A 16,706-nucleotide genomic window follows, 5' to 3' on the forward strand; every position below is an offset into this window, starting at 1 on the left:
AATTTATATGACAAAGCTAACTTTTTATATAAATCTGAAATATTAGGGATTATATTCTATATTTTATTTCTTTTACAAGAATACGTAAGAACATTTTCCTCATTTTAATCTTCTTAACAAAAAACAACCAGAAATCTTTACAAGAAAGTTTCCTGGTTGTTTGATTAAATTAATTCAATTTTATTACTGCACACTTGCTTGACGTAAGTTCACCGTACGTCCAAATGGTAATACTTCAAGTCCTTTTACATTTTCAGCTAATAAATAACTTTGAGAAGCTTGGTAAATTGGAGCTACTACTGCATCATTCATAATAATTTTTTCTGCAGCTAGCATTTGATTCCAACGATTTTCTGGTTGAGTCGCATAAGTAGATTTCACAGCATCTACTGCTTTATCATATTCAGGATTAGAGTATTTCCCAAAGTTAATACCGCCACCTGTAATATATTGCTCTAAGAAGTTCAATGGATCTTGATAATCTGGAGCCCAAGTTCCGTAAAAAATATCATAGTCGCTTGCACGTTGTAATTCTAAACGGTTTTTCAATGGAACAGGTTGTAATTTAAATGTTACACCTGGTAAGTTCTTTTGAATTTGCGCTTGTAAATATTCCCCTACAAGTTTTGAAGTTCCTGTATCAGAAGTTAATAAAGTAACCGTTACTTCACTAACACCTAATTCTTTTTTCGCTAATTCCCATTCTTTTTGAGCTTCTTGTACATCAAATTTCAAGAAATCGCCTGATTCATCTACAAAATCTTTTCCAGTGGCTTCATTTGTTGCAAAACTTTTTGGAATTAATCCTGTTGAAGGGATTGAACCATCTTTTAAGACATTATTTGTTAATGCTTGTTTGTCATAAGCCATCGCAATGGCACGACGGAAGTGTTGATTTGCTGTTGTTGGTTTCAATGTATTAAAATTCATATATCCCATTGTTGCTTTTGGTTGCGCATGGAATGTTGGTTGAGATTTATATTGATCCACAAATTGGTCACTAATCGTTGTATATTGAACTTGTTTTGAATCAAATAATTGAACAGAAGTTGCTACTTCTTTCGATACATTCACTGTTACTTCGTTTAAAGCAACATTACTTGCATCCCAATAATCAGCATTTTTCACTAATTTCCAAGTTAACTCTGAACCTGTCCATCCTTCTAATTTAAATGGTCCATTTACGACTACATTCGAAACATTTGAACCATATTGGTCCCCTAATTTTTGAGCCACTGCTTCAGATTGTGGTAAGAAACGTGATCCCGTTAATAATTTTGGTAAATATGGAGCTGGATTTTCAAGTGTAATTTCTAATGTTTTGTCATCAAGAGCTTTCACTCCTAATTCTTCCACTGGTAATTCTCCACTACGAATTTTTTTCGCATTTTTAAATACATCCGCTGATTGCGCTACATGTCCTTCTTGAGGATTGACTAATTTACGATAAGTAAATACAAAATCTTGTGCTTTTACAGCTGATCCATCTGACCATTTTGCATCACGTAATGTGAACGTATAGACTAAACCATCTTCACTCACTTTCGGTTCTTGCGCAGCCATTCCTAATTCAACTTTATTATTCGCAGCTACACGATATAAACCTTCAAAAATTTGTCCCATCATATCTGAACTAGGAACATCATCATAATCTGCACTATCTAATGTTGTTAATTCGCCAAAGGTCGTCATTGTTAAGCGATTTGCAGCATTCGTAGAACTTGATGAATTGCTGCCACACGCAGCCAAACCTACCGCCACTAATAAACTGGTCGCTAACATTTTGGTTGTTTTTTTCATAACAATTCTCCTTTTCATTTCATTTATCGTTATTACGATAGAGCTATCGTAACAGATTTTACACGATTTCCCAATTATTCTGCTCACGATTTTGAAAATTTTCTGAAAATAAAAAAGGCTGCCCCTAAAGGCAACCCTTGATTTTATTATTCATGATAAACGCTTTTTGTTTTATTTAAGAATGCGTATGCTAATCCGACAATAACACCACCACCGATAGTATTACCAATGAAAGCTACTACCCAGTGACGAATTAAGTTGAACCAGTTCATAAATTCTAGAGATGAAGAAACTGCTGAGAATTTAACAATTGAGAATGAAGCAAAGTTTGCTACCACGTGTTCTTCTCCTAAAAATACAAACATGAAAATTGCTGAAATAATAATCCACATTTTAGCTGTTTCATCTTTAATTAATAAGAATGCTAAGATTGCAACGTTAACAAAGATATTCGCTAAGATAGCTTCTAGCAGAACTTGTCCATTTCCACGAGTTGCTTTTCCTTGGACAAGATGAACGATAAAGTGTTGTACATCCATTGCATTGAAAGCTGCACTATGCGCAAATGCTGCCCCAATAATCATCGCTCCAATCAAGTTGAAGATTCCGCAGTATAATAAAATTGTTACAGCTTTTGATAGGCGAATATTTTTTTGATAAACTCCTGCTGTTAAATACATCATATTAGATGTTGCTAATTCAGAATTTAAGAATAAGATATAAACTAATCCCCAAGTAAAAATAAATGCAAAGAAAAATTTACTTAGCGCTGGATTTAATCCTGCAATCACTTGTGCTGCTGCCGCCCCTGCTGCTGTACTCATTGTTAGAAAAGCTCCTGCAAACATTGAACGTAATGCATAGCGTGCTTTACTTTCGTCAAACAACGCTTCTTTCTTTTGACAAGCTTTCGCTACTTTTTCTGAAAATTCATAACCTTGTGCCATATAGGTCATTTCCTCCTTTTAATTACTCTTCCTTTTAGGAATAATACTTTGTCAGTATACCTCTATTTTCACAAGGTGAGAAGATAGAAATTAAGATTTTTTTGATAGAATATCTTTACATTCTAACTTGCTTTCGCTATGATGATATAGGTTTAAAATAACACTCTAGGAGGATTTTATGAAAAAATTATTAGCTTTAGCCTTATTAACACTATCTTTAGGAGCATGCGCTCAACCAGCAACACCTGCTAAACAATCAACGCAAGAAACAACAACTACAGCAAAAGTAGAACAAACGATTACAGTAAATGTTAAAAAAGATGGCGAACCAATTTCAGGAAGCCCATTTACCTTAACATTCAAAGATGGCGATAAATTATTAACCGTTATGAAAGAACAAATGCAAATCGTTGAAAAAGATGGTTTCGTATCTGCAATTAACGGAATCGAACAAGAACCAGCAAACCAAAAATATTGGTTATTTGATGTCAATGGTGAAATGAGCCCAGTCGGAGCTAACCAAGTTGACTTAAAACAAGGTGACGTTATCGATTGGAAATTAGAAGCATTTAAACAATAATGAAAAATACGCCTATTTTTTCCATTAGAAAAATCACACTGATCGCATTACTATCAACACTAGCCTACATTGGTAGACTCCTATTTGCCTGGATTCCAAATGTTCAACCGGTGACGGTGATTCTATTAATCATTACCCTTGAAATGGGATTAGTAGAAGGAATTTTGACTGCAAGTTTATCTATGATTCTATCTAATATCTTTTTAGGAATGGGACCATGGACCTTGTATCAAATTGCTAGTTTTGCAATTGTCATTCTTGTATTTTTTTGTTTGAAACCTTTATGGAGACAAACTTGGAAACAGCCATTATTGAAATTAACCTTTTTTACAATCATGGCTGGTTTGACGGGCTATTTATACGGATTTGTCATTTCGATTTTTTCTGTATATTTTTATCATATTCCTAAATTCTGGGTATATTATTTCCAAGGACTCCCATTTGATACGCTACATGCTTTGGGAAATATTGGCTTTTGGATACTCTTATCGCCATTATTGCCACGTATTATTCAAAAGTATCAAACTAAATTTCAGTAATATAAAAAGGAGATTGAATGCCGTTCAATCTCCTTCTTTTTTGATTTCTATTGGTTGACAACAATGGCAATTTTTCTTTTTTCGATAATCTTTATGTCGTCTTACTGTAAATTCATCTGGAACTGGATCTTGTCCTCCTAAAATAAATGGATGACATCTCATAATTCTGCCAATCCCCATTATTACACCCTTGATAACACCATGTTTTTCAATTGCTTGAATCATATACGTTGAACAAGTTGGTCGATAAATACACGTTGGTGGAAATAATGGAGAAATCCATTTTTGATATCCTCGAACCAATCCAATCATTATTTTTTTCACTGAAACACCTCTACCCTTGAATCCATTTAAAAAGAACTTGTACTCCTTCTGCTGCAATCAATGTATAAACATATAGTGTGACAGGTTTTGCCACTAAACAAATCGCTACAAACTTTTTAAACGTCATCTTCCCTAATCCTGCTACCATACATAAGAAATCATCAGGAAATCCTGGCAACACTAATGCCCAAAAGAAGAAACGTTCGAATTTCTTTCCATCATTTAAATAGCTAATATATTTATCATAAGTCGCTTGAGAAACAAATGCTTGAACGACTGTTTCTCCATATCGTCTTGCTAGCCAAAAATTAATCATAGAACCAATCATAATACCAATAAAATTATAAATAAACCCATATAAAGGGCCAAATACAATATGCCCAACGACACAAGTTAGTCCGCCCGGAATAATCGGATAAACTACCTGCACTATTTGAATGAAAATAAAGAATAGTACTCCATAAATTCCCCAATTACCAACTAATTGATGGAAAGGACCCCCAATTTCAAAATAATGATGTTTGGCAATCATGTATCCTAAATAAATCGTTAAAAGAATCCCTCCTACTGTCAATACTTGGATAATTTTTCGATTTAATGCAATAGCATTTGTTTTATTCATAGTCCCCTCCTGTAAGCTTCTTAATCCAGAATCATTTGATAAGACTACTTTAACAAATCAAATATGAAAAATCCTTGATTTTTTCTAACAAAAACAGTGATAACCTTACATTACTGTCACAATGATTCCATCCAAGGTTTATGAATAGAAACATGATTCATTAATTCTTCTTGTCGTTTCAATTGTTCTAATCGAGCTAAACGTCTCTGTTCATAACCACTACAAATGAATTTTTCTTCTGCAGTTTCCGGTTCAATCGCTGGAACTGCAAAATCTGTTTCCCCTTCACGTGGTATTGCTACAAATGTCCAAAAACTAGTTGCCGCCAAATAACGTTCACCTGTTAAAACATCTTCCCCTACTACTTTACAAAAAACTTCCATACTTTTCTTTCCAACACCAGAAATATAAGTTTCCACACAAACAGAATGTCCTAATGGTAATGGTTTTAAATAGTTCATCGCATCCACAGAAGCAGTCACTGCTAAACGACGACAATGACGAGATACCGTAATCGAAGCACAATCATCAATAATTCGTGTTAAATTCCCTCCAAATAATGTTTGATGCATATTCACATCAAATGGAAAAATTCTTCTAGACTGAATCGCACGTGTTTGTGCGCAAGTTTTAATAGTTGTATTCATAATAACTCCTCTAATATTCGATAACATTATTGTACCATTCCTTTTCTTTTTTTCAAAAGGTCTGGCTTTGAGATATTTCCCCTAAATGGTATCTTTTTTATTTCCTACCATCCTACAAAATTTGAATAAAGATATACTAACAGGATTTAAGACATTTTTACTTGTGTTTAACATGAGACAATATCACTTGAATTTGCGAAGTTTGCAATTCGTTTTGTTTTTGGTATAATAAAGATACAAAAAGAGCCGAGCAGCAACTCGACTCTAATGTAGACCGTTGAAAAGACGGTGGCAGTTATTAGTGTATTAATAACACCGCTAACTCTTCCAAAGTTATGAGCGGTGTTATTTTTTTGTCTTAATTTCTATCAGTTTGACAATGAGTGCCACTAACGCAACTAGTAAAGTCGCAAAAGTTATCATGTATATTACATCTACCGCTGACCAATATGCGAAATATAAATAGTTCAGTTGTAATGTTTGCCCTTCGTATAATTGCGAGGGATTTTTTGTTAAAAACATACTTTCCACACTACACAAAAAACGAAATCTTTAATTTTCCCTTACCATTTCAGCTATTATCTTAACAACCTCTATCGTGTCTTTAAACTTCAGTTCTGTTATGTAGGGATTATCTTTTAAATAAAATCCCCATAATTCCTCTAAATAAGAATCCTCTTCGATATCTTTTATGATTTCATCTGCCTCTTGCATCAAAGATATACTACCTCTTTTTTCCGCCGTTGATAAAATAGCCTGTTTAAGACTGTGACTATCAAATTCCTCTTTTCTTAAGCCATATAAAGTATACAAATCATAAAAATCTCTCATTCTTGTTGTCGATATATTTCTCTTGATAATACTCTCATATTTTTCTGCAAGTATTGTTTCAATAGGATATGCAAGAACATTGATTCCTGCCTCTTTAAACATACACGGATATACATATTCTATTTCTTTTGGGGTAATAACGTCCCCTGTTGTAATATCAATTTTCATTGTATTTCTTATTTTCCCAAATACTGCTATCAAATGTACCCTGAAGTTTTCATACTTATCTTCATCACGAATGTTAGTAATATCCATAACTTTAAACTGTATTCCATCATTAACTTCTATACTTAAGATTTCTAACATAATATTTTTGATGACTTCTTTCTTTAGTGGAAATCCTTTTACGGTTGTATCCAAATCCATAGTCGTCCTATTATCTATGCCAATCATTGATGAAATGAGCAATCCTCCCTTAATAACAAAATTCCATTTATATTGAGAGTTAGATAATCTTTCTAAAAACCTTTCAAAGAAAAACATTTGCAAAACTTCCTGTGAACTTAATCGTTTACTTTTAGCGATATGTTTTACTTTCCCTTTTAAACTCTCAGAACTAATCATGTACTAACACCTCCATATATTTTCTGATTTCCTCTTCAACACCTAATATTCTGCTATATTTAATAAGATTTCTAATATTTCTTTCTTTACAACTAAAATATCGAATCATTGCATCTATAAATATTTGTTTATCAATACGTTTTCTTTCTGAAACAATATCACAAATCGTTCTTTCTCTATCATAGCATTTAACTTCATTTCCAAATGCTGTCTTGACACGTATAATACCAATATCAAACTTCTCTTGTTTAATATAATGTACTTCCAAATGATTGATCCATTTTTTTATATGCCCAACATTATAACCTTGAGGGACGCTGATATGAAATGAATTTGGAGTTCTATCACTAAGCTCTAATAAAAACAAAGCAGTGTGAAATGAAAATACAACTTTTTCATTATTACAAGATATTCGTGCAAATTCATCCTCTAAATCATCTTTTTTCTTATATACTCCATTTTTTACTCGTTCAAGTTTCTTTTTACGAACCAATTCAGCAAGCTTATGCCTCTTAACCCCTAATTTTTCAGCTTCTTTATTTGTAATCACTCCGTTTTCTTTAAAATACTCATCCAAAATATTCATCATAAGGAACACCTCCTTTTTTCATTTACATTTACGCTTTAATTTTATAATATTAAAGAGTATTTGTAAAAATTTCTGCTTTCATATTCCAAAATAAAACGACAAAAAAGAGAGCAACTCTCGTTACTCTCTCATACTCAAAATTCCATTCTTAGTCTAAGCCAATTTCTTGACGAACTACATCTGCAATTCGTGTGACATAATCATGGCATAACTCATCTGTTGGTGCTTCTACCATGACACGTACTAATGGTTCTGTTCCACTTGGACGAACTAGAACACGACCATTTCCTGCCATTTCGGCTTCCACTGTGTCGATAATTTCTTTAATCGCTGGCACTTCCATAGCTCCATTTTTATCGCTCACTCGAATATTCACTAATTCTTGAGGATAAGTAGGTACCTCGCTGGCTAATTCACTTAATTTCTTACCTGTTTGTTTCATAACATTCATTAATTGAATTCCTGATAATAATCCATCACCTGTTGTATTTAAATCTAAAAATACAATATGTCCTGATTGTTCTCCACCGAAGTTATAACCATTTTTACGCATTTCTTCTACAACATAGCGATCTCCTACAGCTGTTTGAAGAGCAACCATCCCTTCTTCTTCCACTGCTTTATGGAATCCTAAGTTACTCATAACTGTTGAAACAATTGTATCTTGATTCAATTGTCCTACACTACGTAAGTATTTTCCGCAGATAAACATAATTTTATCGCCATCTACGATTTCTCCGTTTTCGTCAACCGCAATACAACGGTCTCCATCTCCATCGAAGCTTAATCCTAAATCTGCACCATTTTCTTTCACAAATGCTGCTAAAGCTTCTGGATGTGTTGAACCTACTCCATCATTAATATTCACACCATTTGGTTTATTTCCCATTGTGTAAAATTCTGTTTCTAAATCTGCAAATAAACGATTTAATACAGCTGAAGTTGCTCCGTTTGCACCATCTAATGCTACTTTCATATCTGTTAGAGGACCATCAATTGTGTGTTGTAAAAATTGACTATATTTCATCGTTCCTTCTAAATAATCATCCACAGTTCCTAATTCATCTGTTGAAGGACGTGGTAATGTATCTTCTGGACTATCTAATAAAGCTTCAATTTCTGCTTCCGTTTCATCAGATAATTTAAAACCATCTGCTCCAAAGAATTTAATTCCATTATCTTGTGCTGGATTGTGAGATGCAGAAATCATAACCCCTGCTACTGCTCCTTGCACACGTGTTAAATAAGAAACTCCTGGTGTTGGAATAACGCCTAATTGCATTACTTCAATTCCTACAGATAATAAACCTGCAATTAAAGCATGCTCTAATAATTGCCCCGAAATACGAGTATCTCTTCCGACTAAAACACGTGGATGCTTATCTCCACCTGCTTGTTGTAATAAGACATATCCACCAAAACGTCCTAATTTAAACGCTAATTCTGGTGTTAATTCAGCATTTGCTACTCCTCTTACACCATCTGTTCCAAAATATTTGCCCATATTCAATCTCCTTTAAATTTCAATCACTTTCTATTGTCTTGTTGTTTGTGTAGTTTGCGTTGTCTGTGTAGTTTCTGTTGTTTGAGTTGTTGTAGATGTTACGATAACTTCTACAGATATATTTTCAGGATTCACACTATCTACTCCTGTTGGCAGAGTAATTTTAACTACTTGAGTAGTTGTTTTTGTTAATTGACTAACATCAACCACTACAGGAATCGCTGTTAATCGATCCAATATCTCTTGAGCTCCTAAAATTGTAACCTCTTTGACATCAGATTTCAACTGATAGGAATATTGAGTTCCAGCACTTCCTGTTGTTGTAAATACTAGTGGAACCTTTTTACTATTCGTCGTAATCGGAACTCGTACTTGTACATGATCTGGTTCGACCTTAACCGCTAAAGGTCTCCCTGTAGCATCCATCGCTTGAACTACAACAGAAGAAGTAAAATCTGCCTTTGTATTTTCAGGTACTGTGACATTAGCCAAAACATTCTCTACTTGATTGATTAGTGATTCTGGCCCCGAAATACTAACTCTTGAAGGAGTTACAATAGCTTGTCCATTTTTATAAGCACCTGGTAAATTTGCACGATTGACATTAACAGAAACTGGTAATTCAATAGTTGCTTTATTTTCAATAAAAATCTCAACTGTTTCAGGAGACACCGTTCCTTTTACCCCAGCTGGTAATCCAGTTACTTGTAATAAAATTGTATGCTTTCCTGTCCCTAGTTCATTTAGATTTGGAGTTTTTACACGATAAGATGCATTCCCAGCAACTGCTAATAAAGAACTACTTGTTCCTTCTACCCTTAATGTTACAGATTCTGGCAATCCAGTAACAGTATATAATTGATTATCCATATCTACATAAATAGGAACATTTCCAATTGTATTTGAAGTTGTCTGAATCGAAACCGAAGACGATTGCCGACTCGGACTAGATTCACTTGCGTATACAAATAAAGCCATCGTCAAAACAAAGGATATTACTACCAAAAATGATTTTTTAGTCATCCATTTACTAATCATTGATACGACCTCCTCTAAAGAAATCGATAATCATTGTTAAAAATGTCGAATCTTTTTGAGAAGTTTCTTTAGTAATTAAATGTTCACTTAACACTTCTACAAATTCATCCGGCGTTAGCTCACGTAATAATTTTTCACGCAATGCGACACTAACTTTCCCTGTTTCTTCTGAAATAACAATAATTAAAGCATCTGTTACTTCACTTAATCCGATAGCTGCACGGTGTCTTGTTCCTAATTCTTTAGGAATAAATTTACTCTCAGATAATGGTAAATAACACGCCGCTGCTTCGACTTCATGACCACGAATAATAACCGCCCCATCATGAAGAGGTGTATTCGGAATAAAAATTTGTGTCATTAATTGATTCGAAATTCGTGATTGTAAGGCAATTCCCGTATTAATATATTCTTCTAAAGAATTCGCTTGTTCGATACAAATTAACGCACCAATTCTTCTTTTTGCCATATATTGTACAGAAATATTCAACTCTTCAATCATTCTTTGAGCCTGATTTGTTCCCGAAGATCTCCTTGAGAAAAAGTTTGAACGACCGATATGTTCTAATCCTCTGCGAATTTCTGGTTGAAAGACGACAATGGCTCCAACAACTCCCCATTGAATTACTAAATTCATAATCCAATCAAGAGTAATTAACCCAAACATATAACTGATAAATTTTACCCCAGCAATGACTGCCAATCCCTTCATCAAATGTACAGCCCTTGTACCTTTCATGATGAGTAATAGATTATATAATAAGTACCAAACAATCACAATATCGACAATATTACGAATGCTACTCCAAGCACCTAAACTACTCCAATTAAATTGCATCACTCAACCCCCATTTCTATATCTTCTTTAGTTTATACCTTTTCTAAAAACATTACAACTGCCCCCATCATGAACTTATTTATATTTTATTTTTTGACAGTAAATTTCTCTCCGTGCTACACTACAATTAACTGATTAAGGGAGGATTTATCATGCAAAAAAGTTATTTTGACGGTGGAATGCTAACGTATATTTTAAGTTGCATTATTTCATTTTTTATTATCACACTGACCTTTGGACTAGGAACGCCTTGGGCAATCTGCATCATGTATAAATGGGAAATTGAACATACCGTTGTTGAAGGACGAAGACTTGGATTTAATGGCACTGCACTTGAATTGTTTAGAAACTGGGTCAAATGGTTTTTCTTATGTATTGTCACATTAGGAATCTATGGATTCTGGCTTCATATTAAAATACTAGAATGGAAAGCTGAACATACTTATTTCTTAGATTAAATAGAAAAACCACTCCGTTTAATATTGCGGAGTGGTTTTGGTTATCTAGCTACTTTATCCAACATTTTTGTCTTTTTGCTGAACTCGTTTAGCGATATACGCCGTTAAAATTGGTGTTAAAATAGCCGTCACAATAACAGAAGCTGTAATTTGAGTCGTAGCAGTCGCTTCAATTGCTTTAAAGGAAGCATCTACCGCAGAAAGTGCTGCTGGTGTCGCAATAGCACTTGCCGCCGTACTAGAAATCGCAGCACCTGCAACTCCATTTCCTCCAGACAATTTATCGGCAGCTATCGCTGCAACCCCACCAATTAATGTTGTAATCACACCTAATAAAATACCAGGTAAGCCACCTTCAAGAATTTGTCCAAAATTCATATTTGCCCCTAAACAAAATCCTACGACGATAATAATTGCTGTAATCCCGTTTGAGAGAACTTTTTTCATATAAGGAAAAGCATTTCCTAAAATAATCCCAATAATAAGTGGTAAAATCGTTCCAATCAAGTTCCAAATAGAAATATTCGCTAGTCCTGCAGTACTTAATACTGCCATCGTTACCATTGGACCAACACTTAAAGTAGTAATCCCAACAGCACCAGCATCAATTTCATCACCGTATACTTCTACAATTCCAGCATACATCGCATTATTCGCTACTGAAATTGCTCCAATTACCGCTACTGCGCTCAATCCTAAGAAATTATCATTGAAAACTTTTGCCACTAATAATCCTAGAATAATTGAAACAATAATTTTAGCGATAATAATGGACGCCCCACGAACAACAGCCTTCGGTGTATTTTTTAGGGAAATCGTTCCCCCGATGACAAATAAGAACGCCCCAACCAATGGCCCAGCACCTTTTACAATCGGTGTCGTAAATCCACCAATTTGTAAGATTTGAGGAATAAATGTATTAATAAAACATCCAATAAACATTGGTACAATAATGGTATCCCCAGGAATTTTAATCTTTTTCATTGCATTCACATACCTTTTTAAAATTTTATCGAGCGGAAGAAAAATCAACCATCTAATGTAATACCACCATCGCAGTCGCCGATTTCTCCAGTAATAAAGCTTGCTAAATCACTGGCGAAGAATAAAATCATTTGAGCAATTTCAACAGGTTCTGCACGACGTCCTAAAGGAATCATACTAATCACTTTTTGACTCTTTTCTTTATCTTCTGAAAGCACTGTTGTCATATCTGTTCTAGTAAAGGATGGACATACTGCATTACAAGCAATATTGTATTTCCCGCCTTCTTTAGCAACAGCTTTTGTTAATCCATTCAAGCCTGCTTTAGAAGAAGCATACGCTGCAGTTCCTAGAAGACCTCCCCCTAATTTTGCAGCAACAGAAGATACATTGACAATTCTACCTCCTTTATTTTCAATAAAATGAGGGAAAATAGTGCTAATCGTTGAGAAACATCCAGAAAGATTAATACGAATTGTTCTTTCCCATTCTTCATACGTTAATTGATCAAAAGGTTTCGCACTAATCACTCCTGCACAATTGACTAAAATATCAGCTTTACGTTCAGAAAGAATCTTGTTCATGCTTGCAACAATAGATTCATGATTTCCTAAATCCATGTATTCAAACATAGTATGTTCTGCTCCAAACTCGGCTACTGTTTTTGTAGCAGCAGATTCGTTAATATCTGCAATGACTACAAAACCTCCACCTTCAACAATTCCTCTTACTACTTCTTTTCCAATCCCATTTGCTCCACCTGTCACGATAGCAACTTTTCCTGAAAAATTCATAAAATCACTTCCTTTGATTTATTGTTTACATTCTATTCCTATGAAAAAATCTGATTGTTATCATTTGTTACTATTTCCACAGTTTTTATAAATTTTATCAAATTTACGTAAAACCAAAAAAACCTGTTGGATCCACCAACAGGTTACGAATTTATTCAAATTAATCTAAATATCTTTCTGGTACTTTTAGAACAGCACAGATTTTCTTCAAATCTTCTTTAGATAGAACATTACTTTCATAAATGCTCTTACCACTAACTCTTTGAACATCTAATGCAATATGAGCTGCTTTATCAGCAGTTTCAATTAATCCGAAGCAATCTTGATAATCTACACCAGTAGAAAGAACTCCATGTTTGCTCCAAACAACTAAACGATGAGTTTCCAATTCTTTAGCTGTAGCAGAACCAATTTGCTGAGTTCCTGGTACTTCCCAAGGTAAAACAGCAATTCCATCAGGGAATACTACGATTGATTCAGTTAACACTGACCATAAATCTAATGATAAAGATTCAGTTGTTACATCATTTAATAAGCAGTAAGTTACAACATTTGTTGCGTGATTATGAATTACTACTCTATGATTTGGATTTTGTTTTAATCTAGCTGCATGAGATAATACATGCATGAAGATTTCACTTGTAGGACGTTTGCCTGTAACAAAACCTGCAACTACTTGATAACCTTTATCTGTTAATTGAATGATACCAGTATCCGCATGTGGTTGAGAATGTAATGTTCTAAAATGGCTTCCAGAAGCAGTAATTAAGATATATTCTCCTCTCACATGTTCTGGAACATCTAAAACTTCCACTTCTTTTCTATTTTCAGCATAGTACGTATATTCTGTACCAGCTAAGCTGCTTTCAAGATTTTCAGCTTCTTCAACTGTTAAACGATAACTAACATTTCCACCGTTATATTCGTCCCAGCCTTTATTCCACATATCATATGTCACTTGACATAAGCCTTCAATAAACTTAGGATACCCCATAATTATTCCCCTTCTTTAACTATAATATTTTTCAGCCGTACCTGAAAAAAATTTTTTTGTTTATCCAATATAATAGTAACCGTTTTCTTGTTCATCGTCAACCTAATTTGTCTAATTTTTAATAATTTATGCATGATTTATCGTAATCCTTTATTATTATGAATTTTTGTTGAAATTAAGTATTCAATTAAACAAATTCTATAAGCGATTCCTAATATTAATTCTACAAAAAGAATGGATCCCTATAATGAAATCCATTCTTTTGCTTTCTTCAAATCATTGCCATTCAACCGAATTCAAATTCATTGATTCTTCTATTCTATCTATTTCTAAATCAATCGTTTGAATTTTCGTCTTATTTACGATTCTTTTTTAGCTCTACGGATTTTCTTAAATCTGCTTTCATCAAATTCCTTGAATAAATTTTGCTTATCCAAGTAAATAGCAACAGGTAAAATTAAGACTGTTAACCAAATTATCTGAGAAATGATAGAATAGACAAATAATATACCTAACACTAAAATGAGCAGCTTCTTCATTCTATTCGCCTGCTTCTAATGTTTCATTATATTTCTTTCTATCTTTTAATAGCCATACATAAAGAGCTAACCATACAACTCCTAATACAATAGCGATAACATCACCATTAAATCCATTTGCTAAAATATAACGAATATCTGGTCCTTCAAAAGTAGCCCATGAAATTAAACCACTTTGATTTAATGTTTTTGTTTCCTCTGCTAAACGAGTCATATATGGAGTGAAGTAAGTTGCTCCATATAAGAATAACGGAGTAGAGATTAAACCATGAATAATCATTCTTAAAACATTACCATTTGTTAATAATAGAGCACCTACAACAAATGATAAATTAATGATACCGGCAAATGGTAATACAATATTATTTGGTAAAACGATAGATCCTACTAAAAGGAATGGGATTGTAAAGATAACTGCTACCCATAATTCATTACGTCCACCAAGTACTGGCCAGTCTAAACCAATATAAACTTCACGATCTTCAAATTTTTCACGCATAAAGTCAGATACTGCTTCTGAAATTGGTGATAATGCTTGAGAGAATAGTTTAGATACCATTGGGAATAAGGTTAAAGCTGTTGCCGCTTGAACTGACAATGTTAATGCGTATTTAATACCATTACCTGATGCAGCTCCTAAAGCAAATCCAATAATAGCTCCCATTACTGCATTTTCTCCAAATACTCCAATTTTTTCTTTTAATGTATCAGCATCAAATTGTTTATTTAATAGAGGAATTTTTTTCAACAATTCATCAATCGGATGTAAAATTACTGCAATCATACAAATAAAGTGAGGTACTGTAATCCCCGGTACTCCAGTTAAACGTTCTACTTCTGGAGCAAACACATCTCCAAGTTTTAGTTCTAATACAATAATAATAGCTGCTGCAATAAATCCTAAGAAAATGTTATTTGTAAAGTACGTTACAATTACTGCTGTAAAAATTTTATTCCAAACATTCCATAAATCTACATTTAACGTTTTTGTTTGTTTAGTCACTAACATAATGAAGTTAATCGCTAATTGTAATGGGAACACTAAGAAAGCATAAGGCCAAGCCCAGCTAATTGCTGCAGCTCCAGGCCAACCAATATCAACTGCTGGTAAACTTAATCCAGTATGAGTTGTTAAATCATTTGCTGCTGCACCCATACTTGTCATAATAAAGTTTACAAGAATTCCCATACCTGTAAATGCAATCCCTAAAGTTAACGCTGCTGTGAAAGCTTCTCTGAACTTCATTTTCATTGCTAGTCCAACAATTAACATTAAAAATGGAACAAATACTGCAGCTCCTAAATCCAAAATATATTGAATAACTACTTGCAAGGTTTCCATATTTTTTCCTCCTAACTATTTAAGAAATCTATAATTTTTTGTAACTCTTGTTTTTGACCCATTCCTGTTAAAAATGCAATTCCGTTAAACACTGGAACTCCATAGTCTTTTTTTGCTTTAACGATTGAAATATATCCATCTGCTGATTTTAAATGCATTTCTAACGCCTTCATATCAACAGCTTCAATCTCACACGGTACGTTAGCTTCTTTTAATAATCTTTCAACTTTTGATGCTACTGTTTGAGAAGTAGCCACTCCTGATCCACATGCAACAATTAATTTTTTCATCACTCTTCCTCCATTTCTACTGTTACAAATAATTGATAAACTTCTTCTTCCGATTTTGCATTTTGCAATTTTGTAATAAATTCATCTTGTCCAAAAATACTCATTAGTTCAACTAACAAACCTGTTTGATTTTTGGGTTCAGAAATTCCTAATACAATTACAAAATTTACAGGAACCTCTTCATCCGATGTTCCCATCTGAATAAAAGTTATAGGTTTTGATAATTTAACAATGTAAATAAAAGGTTTTTTTACATATTCACTATACGTATGCGGAATTGCTACTGCTGTTTTTTCTAATCTTAATCCTGTCGGAAATTCCTCCTCTCTTTCCACAATTGCAGATGCAAATCCATCTGTTACAAACCCTTTATCAAACAAAGTTTTAGACAATTTTTGAAGCAATTCTTTTTTGTCTTCACCCACTCCTTCTAAATTAATTAATTGTTTATTGACTAACTGTGATATAATTGTCATTTTTTT

Annotated in this window: 20 protein-coding genes; 3 read left to right on the forward strand and 17 right to left on the reverse strand. The window is 33.6% G+C overall.

Annotation, left to right across the window (positions count from 1 at the left end; genetic code table 11):
* Window positions 1-183: 183 nt before the first annotated feature.
* Entirely contained in the window at window positions 184-1,800 is a 1,617-nt protein-coding gene (locus RWR88_RS01120) for a peptide ABC transporter substrate-binding protein (RefSeq protein WP_314349405.1), read from the reverse strand.
* 146 nt (window positions 1,801-1,946) lie between these two features.
* Window positions 1,947-2,747 carry a formate/nitrite transporter family protein gene (locus RWR88_RS01125; protein WP_314450157.1) on the reverse strand — a complete coding sequence of 267 codons (801 nt, stop codon included), beginning with the start codon at window positions 2,745-2,747 and terminating at the stop codon, window positions 1,947-1,949.
* A 178-nt stretch (window positions 2,748-2,925) separates the two neighbouring features.
* Between RWR88_RS01125 and RWR88_RS01130 the strand changes: the two genes are divergently transcribed.
* Together RWR88_RS01130 and RWR88_RS01135 are read left to right on the forward strand one after the other, a co-directional pair.
* Entirely contained in the window at window positions 2,926-3,327 is a 402-nt protein-coding gene (locus tag RWR88_RS01130; RefSeq protein ID WP_314405465.1) for a DUF4430 domain-containing protein, read from the forward strand.
* Complete coding sequence (locus RWR88_RS01135; protein WP_314349402.1) at window positions 3,327-3,866, forward strand: ECF transporter S component; 540 nt, start codon at window positions 3,327-3,329, stop codon at window positions 3,864-3,866. Before RWR88_RS01130 ends, RWR88_RS01135 begins: the two co-directional genes overlap by 1 nt.
* A 24-nt stretch (window positions 3,867-3,890) precedes the next feature.
* Here RWR88_RS01135 and yidD read toward each other — a convergent pair whose 3' ends face one another.
* The 9 genes from yidD to cdaA form a co-directional block, all read right to left on the reverse strand.
* Complete coding sequence (gene yidD, locus RWR88_RS01140; RefSeq protein ID WP_314450158.1) at window positions 3,891-4,190, reverse strand: membrane protein insertion efficiency factor YidD; 300 nt, start codon at window positions 4,188-4,190, stop codon at window positions 3,891-3,893.
* 10 nt (window positions 4,191-4,200) lie between these two features.
* The gene (locus RWR88_RS01145) at window positions 4,201-4,812 is read right to left on the reverse strand and encodes a VTT domain-containing protein (protein ID WP_314450159.1); all 612 of its coding nucleotides are present in this window, start codon (window positions 4,810-4,812) and stop codon (window positions 4,201-4,203) included.
* A 116-nt stretch (window positions 4,813-4,928) separates the two neighbouring features.
* Complete coding sequence (locus RWR88_RS01150) at window positions 4,929-5,459, reverse strand: acyl-CoA thioesterase (RefSeq protein WP_314450160.1); 531 nt, start codon at window positions 5,457-5,459, stop codon at window positions 4,929-4,931.
* A gap of 345 nt (window positions 5,460-5,804) precedes the next feature.
* Window positions 5,805-5,981: a putative holin-like toxin gene (locus RWR88_RS08685; RefSeq protein WP_369011003.1), complete on the reverse strand. Its 177-nt coding sequence runs from the start codon at window positions 5,979-5,981 to the stop codon at window positions 5,805-5,807.
* Window positions 5,982-6,011: 30 nt separating this feature from the next.
* The gene (locus RWR88_RS01155; RefSeq protein WP_314450161.1) at window positions 6,012-6,854 is read right to left on the reverse strand and encodes a nucleotidyl transferase AbiEii/AbiGii toxin family protein; all 843 of its coding nucleotides are present in this window, start codon (window positions 6,852-6,854) and stop codon (window positions 6,012-6,014) included.
* Window positions 6,847-7,443, reverse strand: a complete 597-nt coding sequence (locus RWR88_RS01160) for a type IV toxin-antitoxin system AbiEi family antitoxin domain-containing protein (protein ID WP_314450162.1) — start codon at window positions 7,441-7,443, stop codon at window positions 6,847-6,849. Before RWR88_RS01160 ends, RWR88_RS01155 begins: the two co-directional genes overlap by 8 nt.
* 148 nt (window positions 7,444-7,591) lie before the next feature.
* The gene (glmM, locus tag RWR88_RS01165) at window positions 7,592-8,947 is read right to left on the reverse strand and encodes a phosphoglucosamine mutase (protein ID WP_314450163.1); all 1,356 of its coding nucleotides are present in this window, start codon (window positions 8,945-8,947) and stop codon (window positions 7,592-7,594) included.
* 30 nt (window positions 8,948-8,977) lie between these two features.
* Window positions 8,978-9,985: a CdaR family protein gene (locus RWR88_RS01170; RefSeq protein WP_314450166.1), complete on the reverse strand. Its 1,008-nt coding sequence runs from the start codon at window positions 9,983-9,985 to the stop codon at window positions 8,978-8,980.
* Entirely contained in the window at window positions 9,978-10,823 is an 846-nt protein-coding gene (cdaA, locus tag RWR88_RS01175; protein WP_314450170.1) for a diadenylate cyclase CdaA, read from the reverse strand. Before cdaA ends, RWR88_RS01170 begins: the two co-directional genes overlap by 8 nt.
* Before the next feature lie 152 nt (window positions 10,824-10,975).
* Between cdaA and RWR88_RS01180 the strand changes: the two genes are divergently transcribed.
* A complete protein-coding gene (locus tag RWR88_RS01180) occupies window positions 10,976-11,281 on the forward strand; it encodes a hypothetical protein (protein WP_314450172.1) in 306 nt (101 codons plus the stop codon).
* Between the two features lie 54 nt (window positions 11,282-11,335).
* Here the strand turns inward: RWR88_RS01180 and RWR88_RS01185 are convergent, their stop codons facing one another.
* From RWR88_RS01185 to RWR88_RS01210, 6 genes are all read right to left on the reverse strand, one after another.
* The gene (locus tag RWR88_RS01185) at window positions 11,336-12,265 is read right to left on the reverse strand and encodes a 2-keto-3-deoxygluconate permease (protein WP_314349390.1); all 930 of its coding nucleotides are present in this window, start codon (window positions 12,263-12,265) and stop codon (window positions 11,336-11,338) included.
* Window positions 12,266-12,309: 44 nt separating this feature from the next.
* Window positions 12,310-13,059 (reverse strand): SDR family NAD(P)-dependent oxidoreductase, encoded by a 750-nt coding sequence (locus tag RWR88_RS01190; RefSeq protein WP_314450173.1) that lies wholly within the window; start codon window positions 13,057-13,059, stop codon window positions 12,310-12,312.
* A gap of 160 nt (window positions 13,060-13,219) precedes the next feature.
* The gene (gene rhaD / locus RWR88_RS01195; protein ID WP_314450174.1) at window positions 13,220-14,053 is read right to left on the reverse strand and encodes a rhamnulose-1-phosphate aldolase; all 834 of its coding nucleotides are present in this window, start codon (window positions 14,051-14,053) and stop codon (window positions 13,220-13,222) included.
* A gap of 540 nt (window positions 14,054-14,593) precedes the next feature.
* Entirely contained in the window at window positions 14,594-15,934 is a 1,341-nt protein-coding gene (locus RWR88_RS01200; RefSeq protein WP_314076644.1) for a PTS transporter subunit IIC, read from the reverse strand.
* A gap of 11 nt (window positions 15,935-15,945) precedes the next feature.
* Window positions 15,946-16,224 carry a PTS sugar transporter subunit IIB gene (locus RWR88_RS01205; RefSeq protein ID WP_006703663.1) on the reverse strand — a complete coding sequence of 93 codons (279 nt, stop codon included), beginning with the start codon at window positions 16,222-16,224 and terminating at the stop codon, window positions 15,946-15,948.
* Window positions 16,224-16,700 carry a PTS sugar transporter subunit IIA gene (locus tag RWR88_RS01210; RefSeq protein ID WP_314450177.1) on the reverse strand — a complete coding sequence of 159 codons (477 nt, stop codon included), beginning with the start codon at window positions 16,698-16,700 and terminating at the stop codon, window positions 16,224-16,226. The genes RWR88_RS01205 and RWR88_RS01210 overlap by 1 nt, the downstream gene beginning before the upstream one ends.
* Between the last annotated feature and the right edge of the window lie 6 nt (window positions 16,701-16,706).

The organism is uncultured Granulicatella sp. (assembly GCF_963528195.1).
In the GTDB taxonomy this organism is placed as follows: domain Bacteria; phylum Bacillota; class Bacilli; order Lactobacillales; family Aerococcaceae; genus Granulicatella.

Coding starts and splice junctions, on each gene's coding strand:
- RWR88_RS01200 (WP_314076644.1), bottom strand. CDS start 15,934: ATGGAAACCTTGCAAGTAGTTATTCAATATATTTTGGATTTAGGAGCT.
- RWR88_RS01125 (WP_314450157.1), bottom strand. CDS start 2,747: ATGGCACAAGGTTATGAATTTTCAGAAAAAGTAGCGAAAGCTTGTCAA.
- RWR88_RS01150 (WP_314450160.1), bottom strand. CDS start 5,459: ATGAATACAACTATTAAAACTTGCGCACAAACACGTGCGATTCAGTCT.
- RWR88_RS01185 (WP_314349390.1), bottom strand. CDS start 12,265: ATGAAAAAGATTAAAATTCCTGGGGATACCATTATTGTACCAATGTTT.
- RWR88_RS01190 (WP_314450173.1), bottom strand. CDS start 13,059: ATGAATTTTTCAGGAAAAGTTGCTATCGTGACAGGTGGAGCAAATGGG.
- RWR88_RS08685 (WP_369011003.1), bottom strand. CDS start 5,981: ATGTTTTTAACAAAAAATCCCTCGCAATTATACGAAGGGCAAACATTA.
- RWR88_RS01205 (WP_006703663.1), bottom strand. CDS start 16,224: ATGAAAAAATTAATTGTTGCATGTGGATCAGGAGTGGCTACTTCTCAA.
- RWR88_RS01180 (WP_314450172.1), top strand. CDS start 10,976: ATGCAAAAAAGTTATTTTGACGGTGGAATGCTAACGTATATTTTAAGT.
- RWR88_RS01160 (WP_314450162.1), bottom strand. CDS start 7,443: ATGATGAATATTTTGGATGAGTATTTTAAAGAAAACGGAGTGATTACA.
- RWR88_RS01145 (WP_314450159.1), bottom strand. CDS start 4,812: ATGAATAAAACAAATGCTATTGCATTAAATCGAAAAATTATCCAAGTA.
- RWR88_RS01130 (WP_314405465.1), top strand. CDS start 2,926: ATGAAAAAATTATTAGCTTTAGCCTTATTAACACTATCTTTAGGAGCA.
- RWR88_RS01210 (WP_314450177.1), bottom strand. CDS start 16,700: ATGACAATTATATCACAGTTAGTCAATAAACAATTAATTAATTTAGAA.
- RWR88_RS01120 (WP_314349405.1), bottom strand. CDS start 1,800: ATGAAAAAAACAACCAAAATGTTAGCGACCAGTTTATTAGTGGCGGTA.
- rhaD (WP_314450174.1), bottom strand. CDS start 14,053: ATGGGGTATCCTAAGTTTATTGAAGGCTTATGTCAAGTGACATATGAT.
- RWR88_RS01155 (WP_314450161.1), bottom strand. CDS start 6,854: ATGATTAGTTCTGAGAGTTTAAAAGGGAAAGTAAAACATATCGCTAAA.
- glmM (WP_314450163.1), bottom strand. CDS start 8,947: ATGGGCAAATATTTTGGAACAGATGGTGTAAGAGGAGTAGCAAATGCT.
- RWR88_RS01135 (WP_314349402.1), top strand. CDS start 3,327: ATGAAAAATACGCCTATTTTTTCCATTAGAAAAATCACACTGATCGCA.
- cdaA (WP_314450170.1), bottom strand. CDS start 10,823: ATGCAATTTAATTGGAGTAGTTTAGGTGCTTGGAGTAGCATTCGTAAT.
- RWR88_RS01170 (WP_314450166.1), bottom strand. CDS start 9,985: ATGATTAGTAAATGGATGACTAAAAAATCATTTTTGGTAGTAATATCC.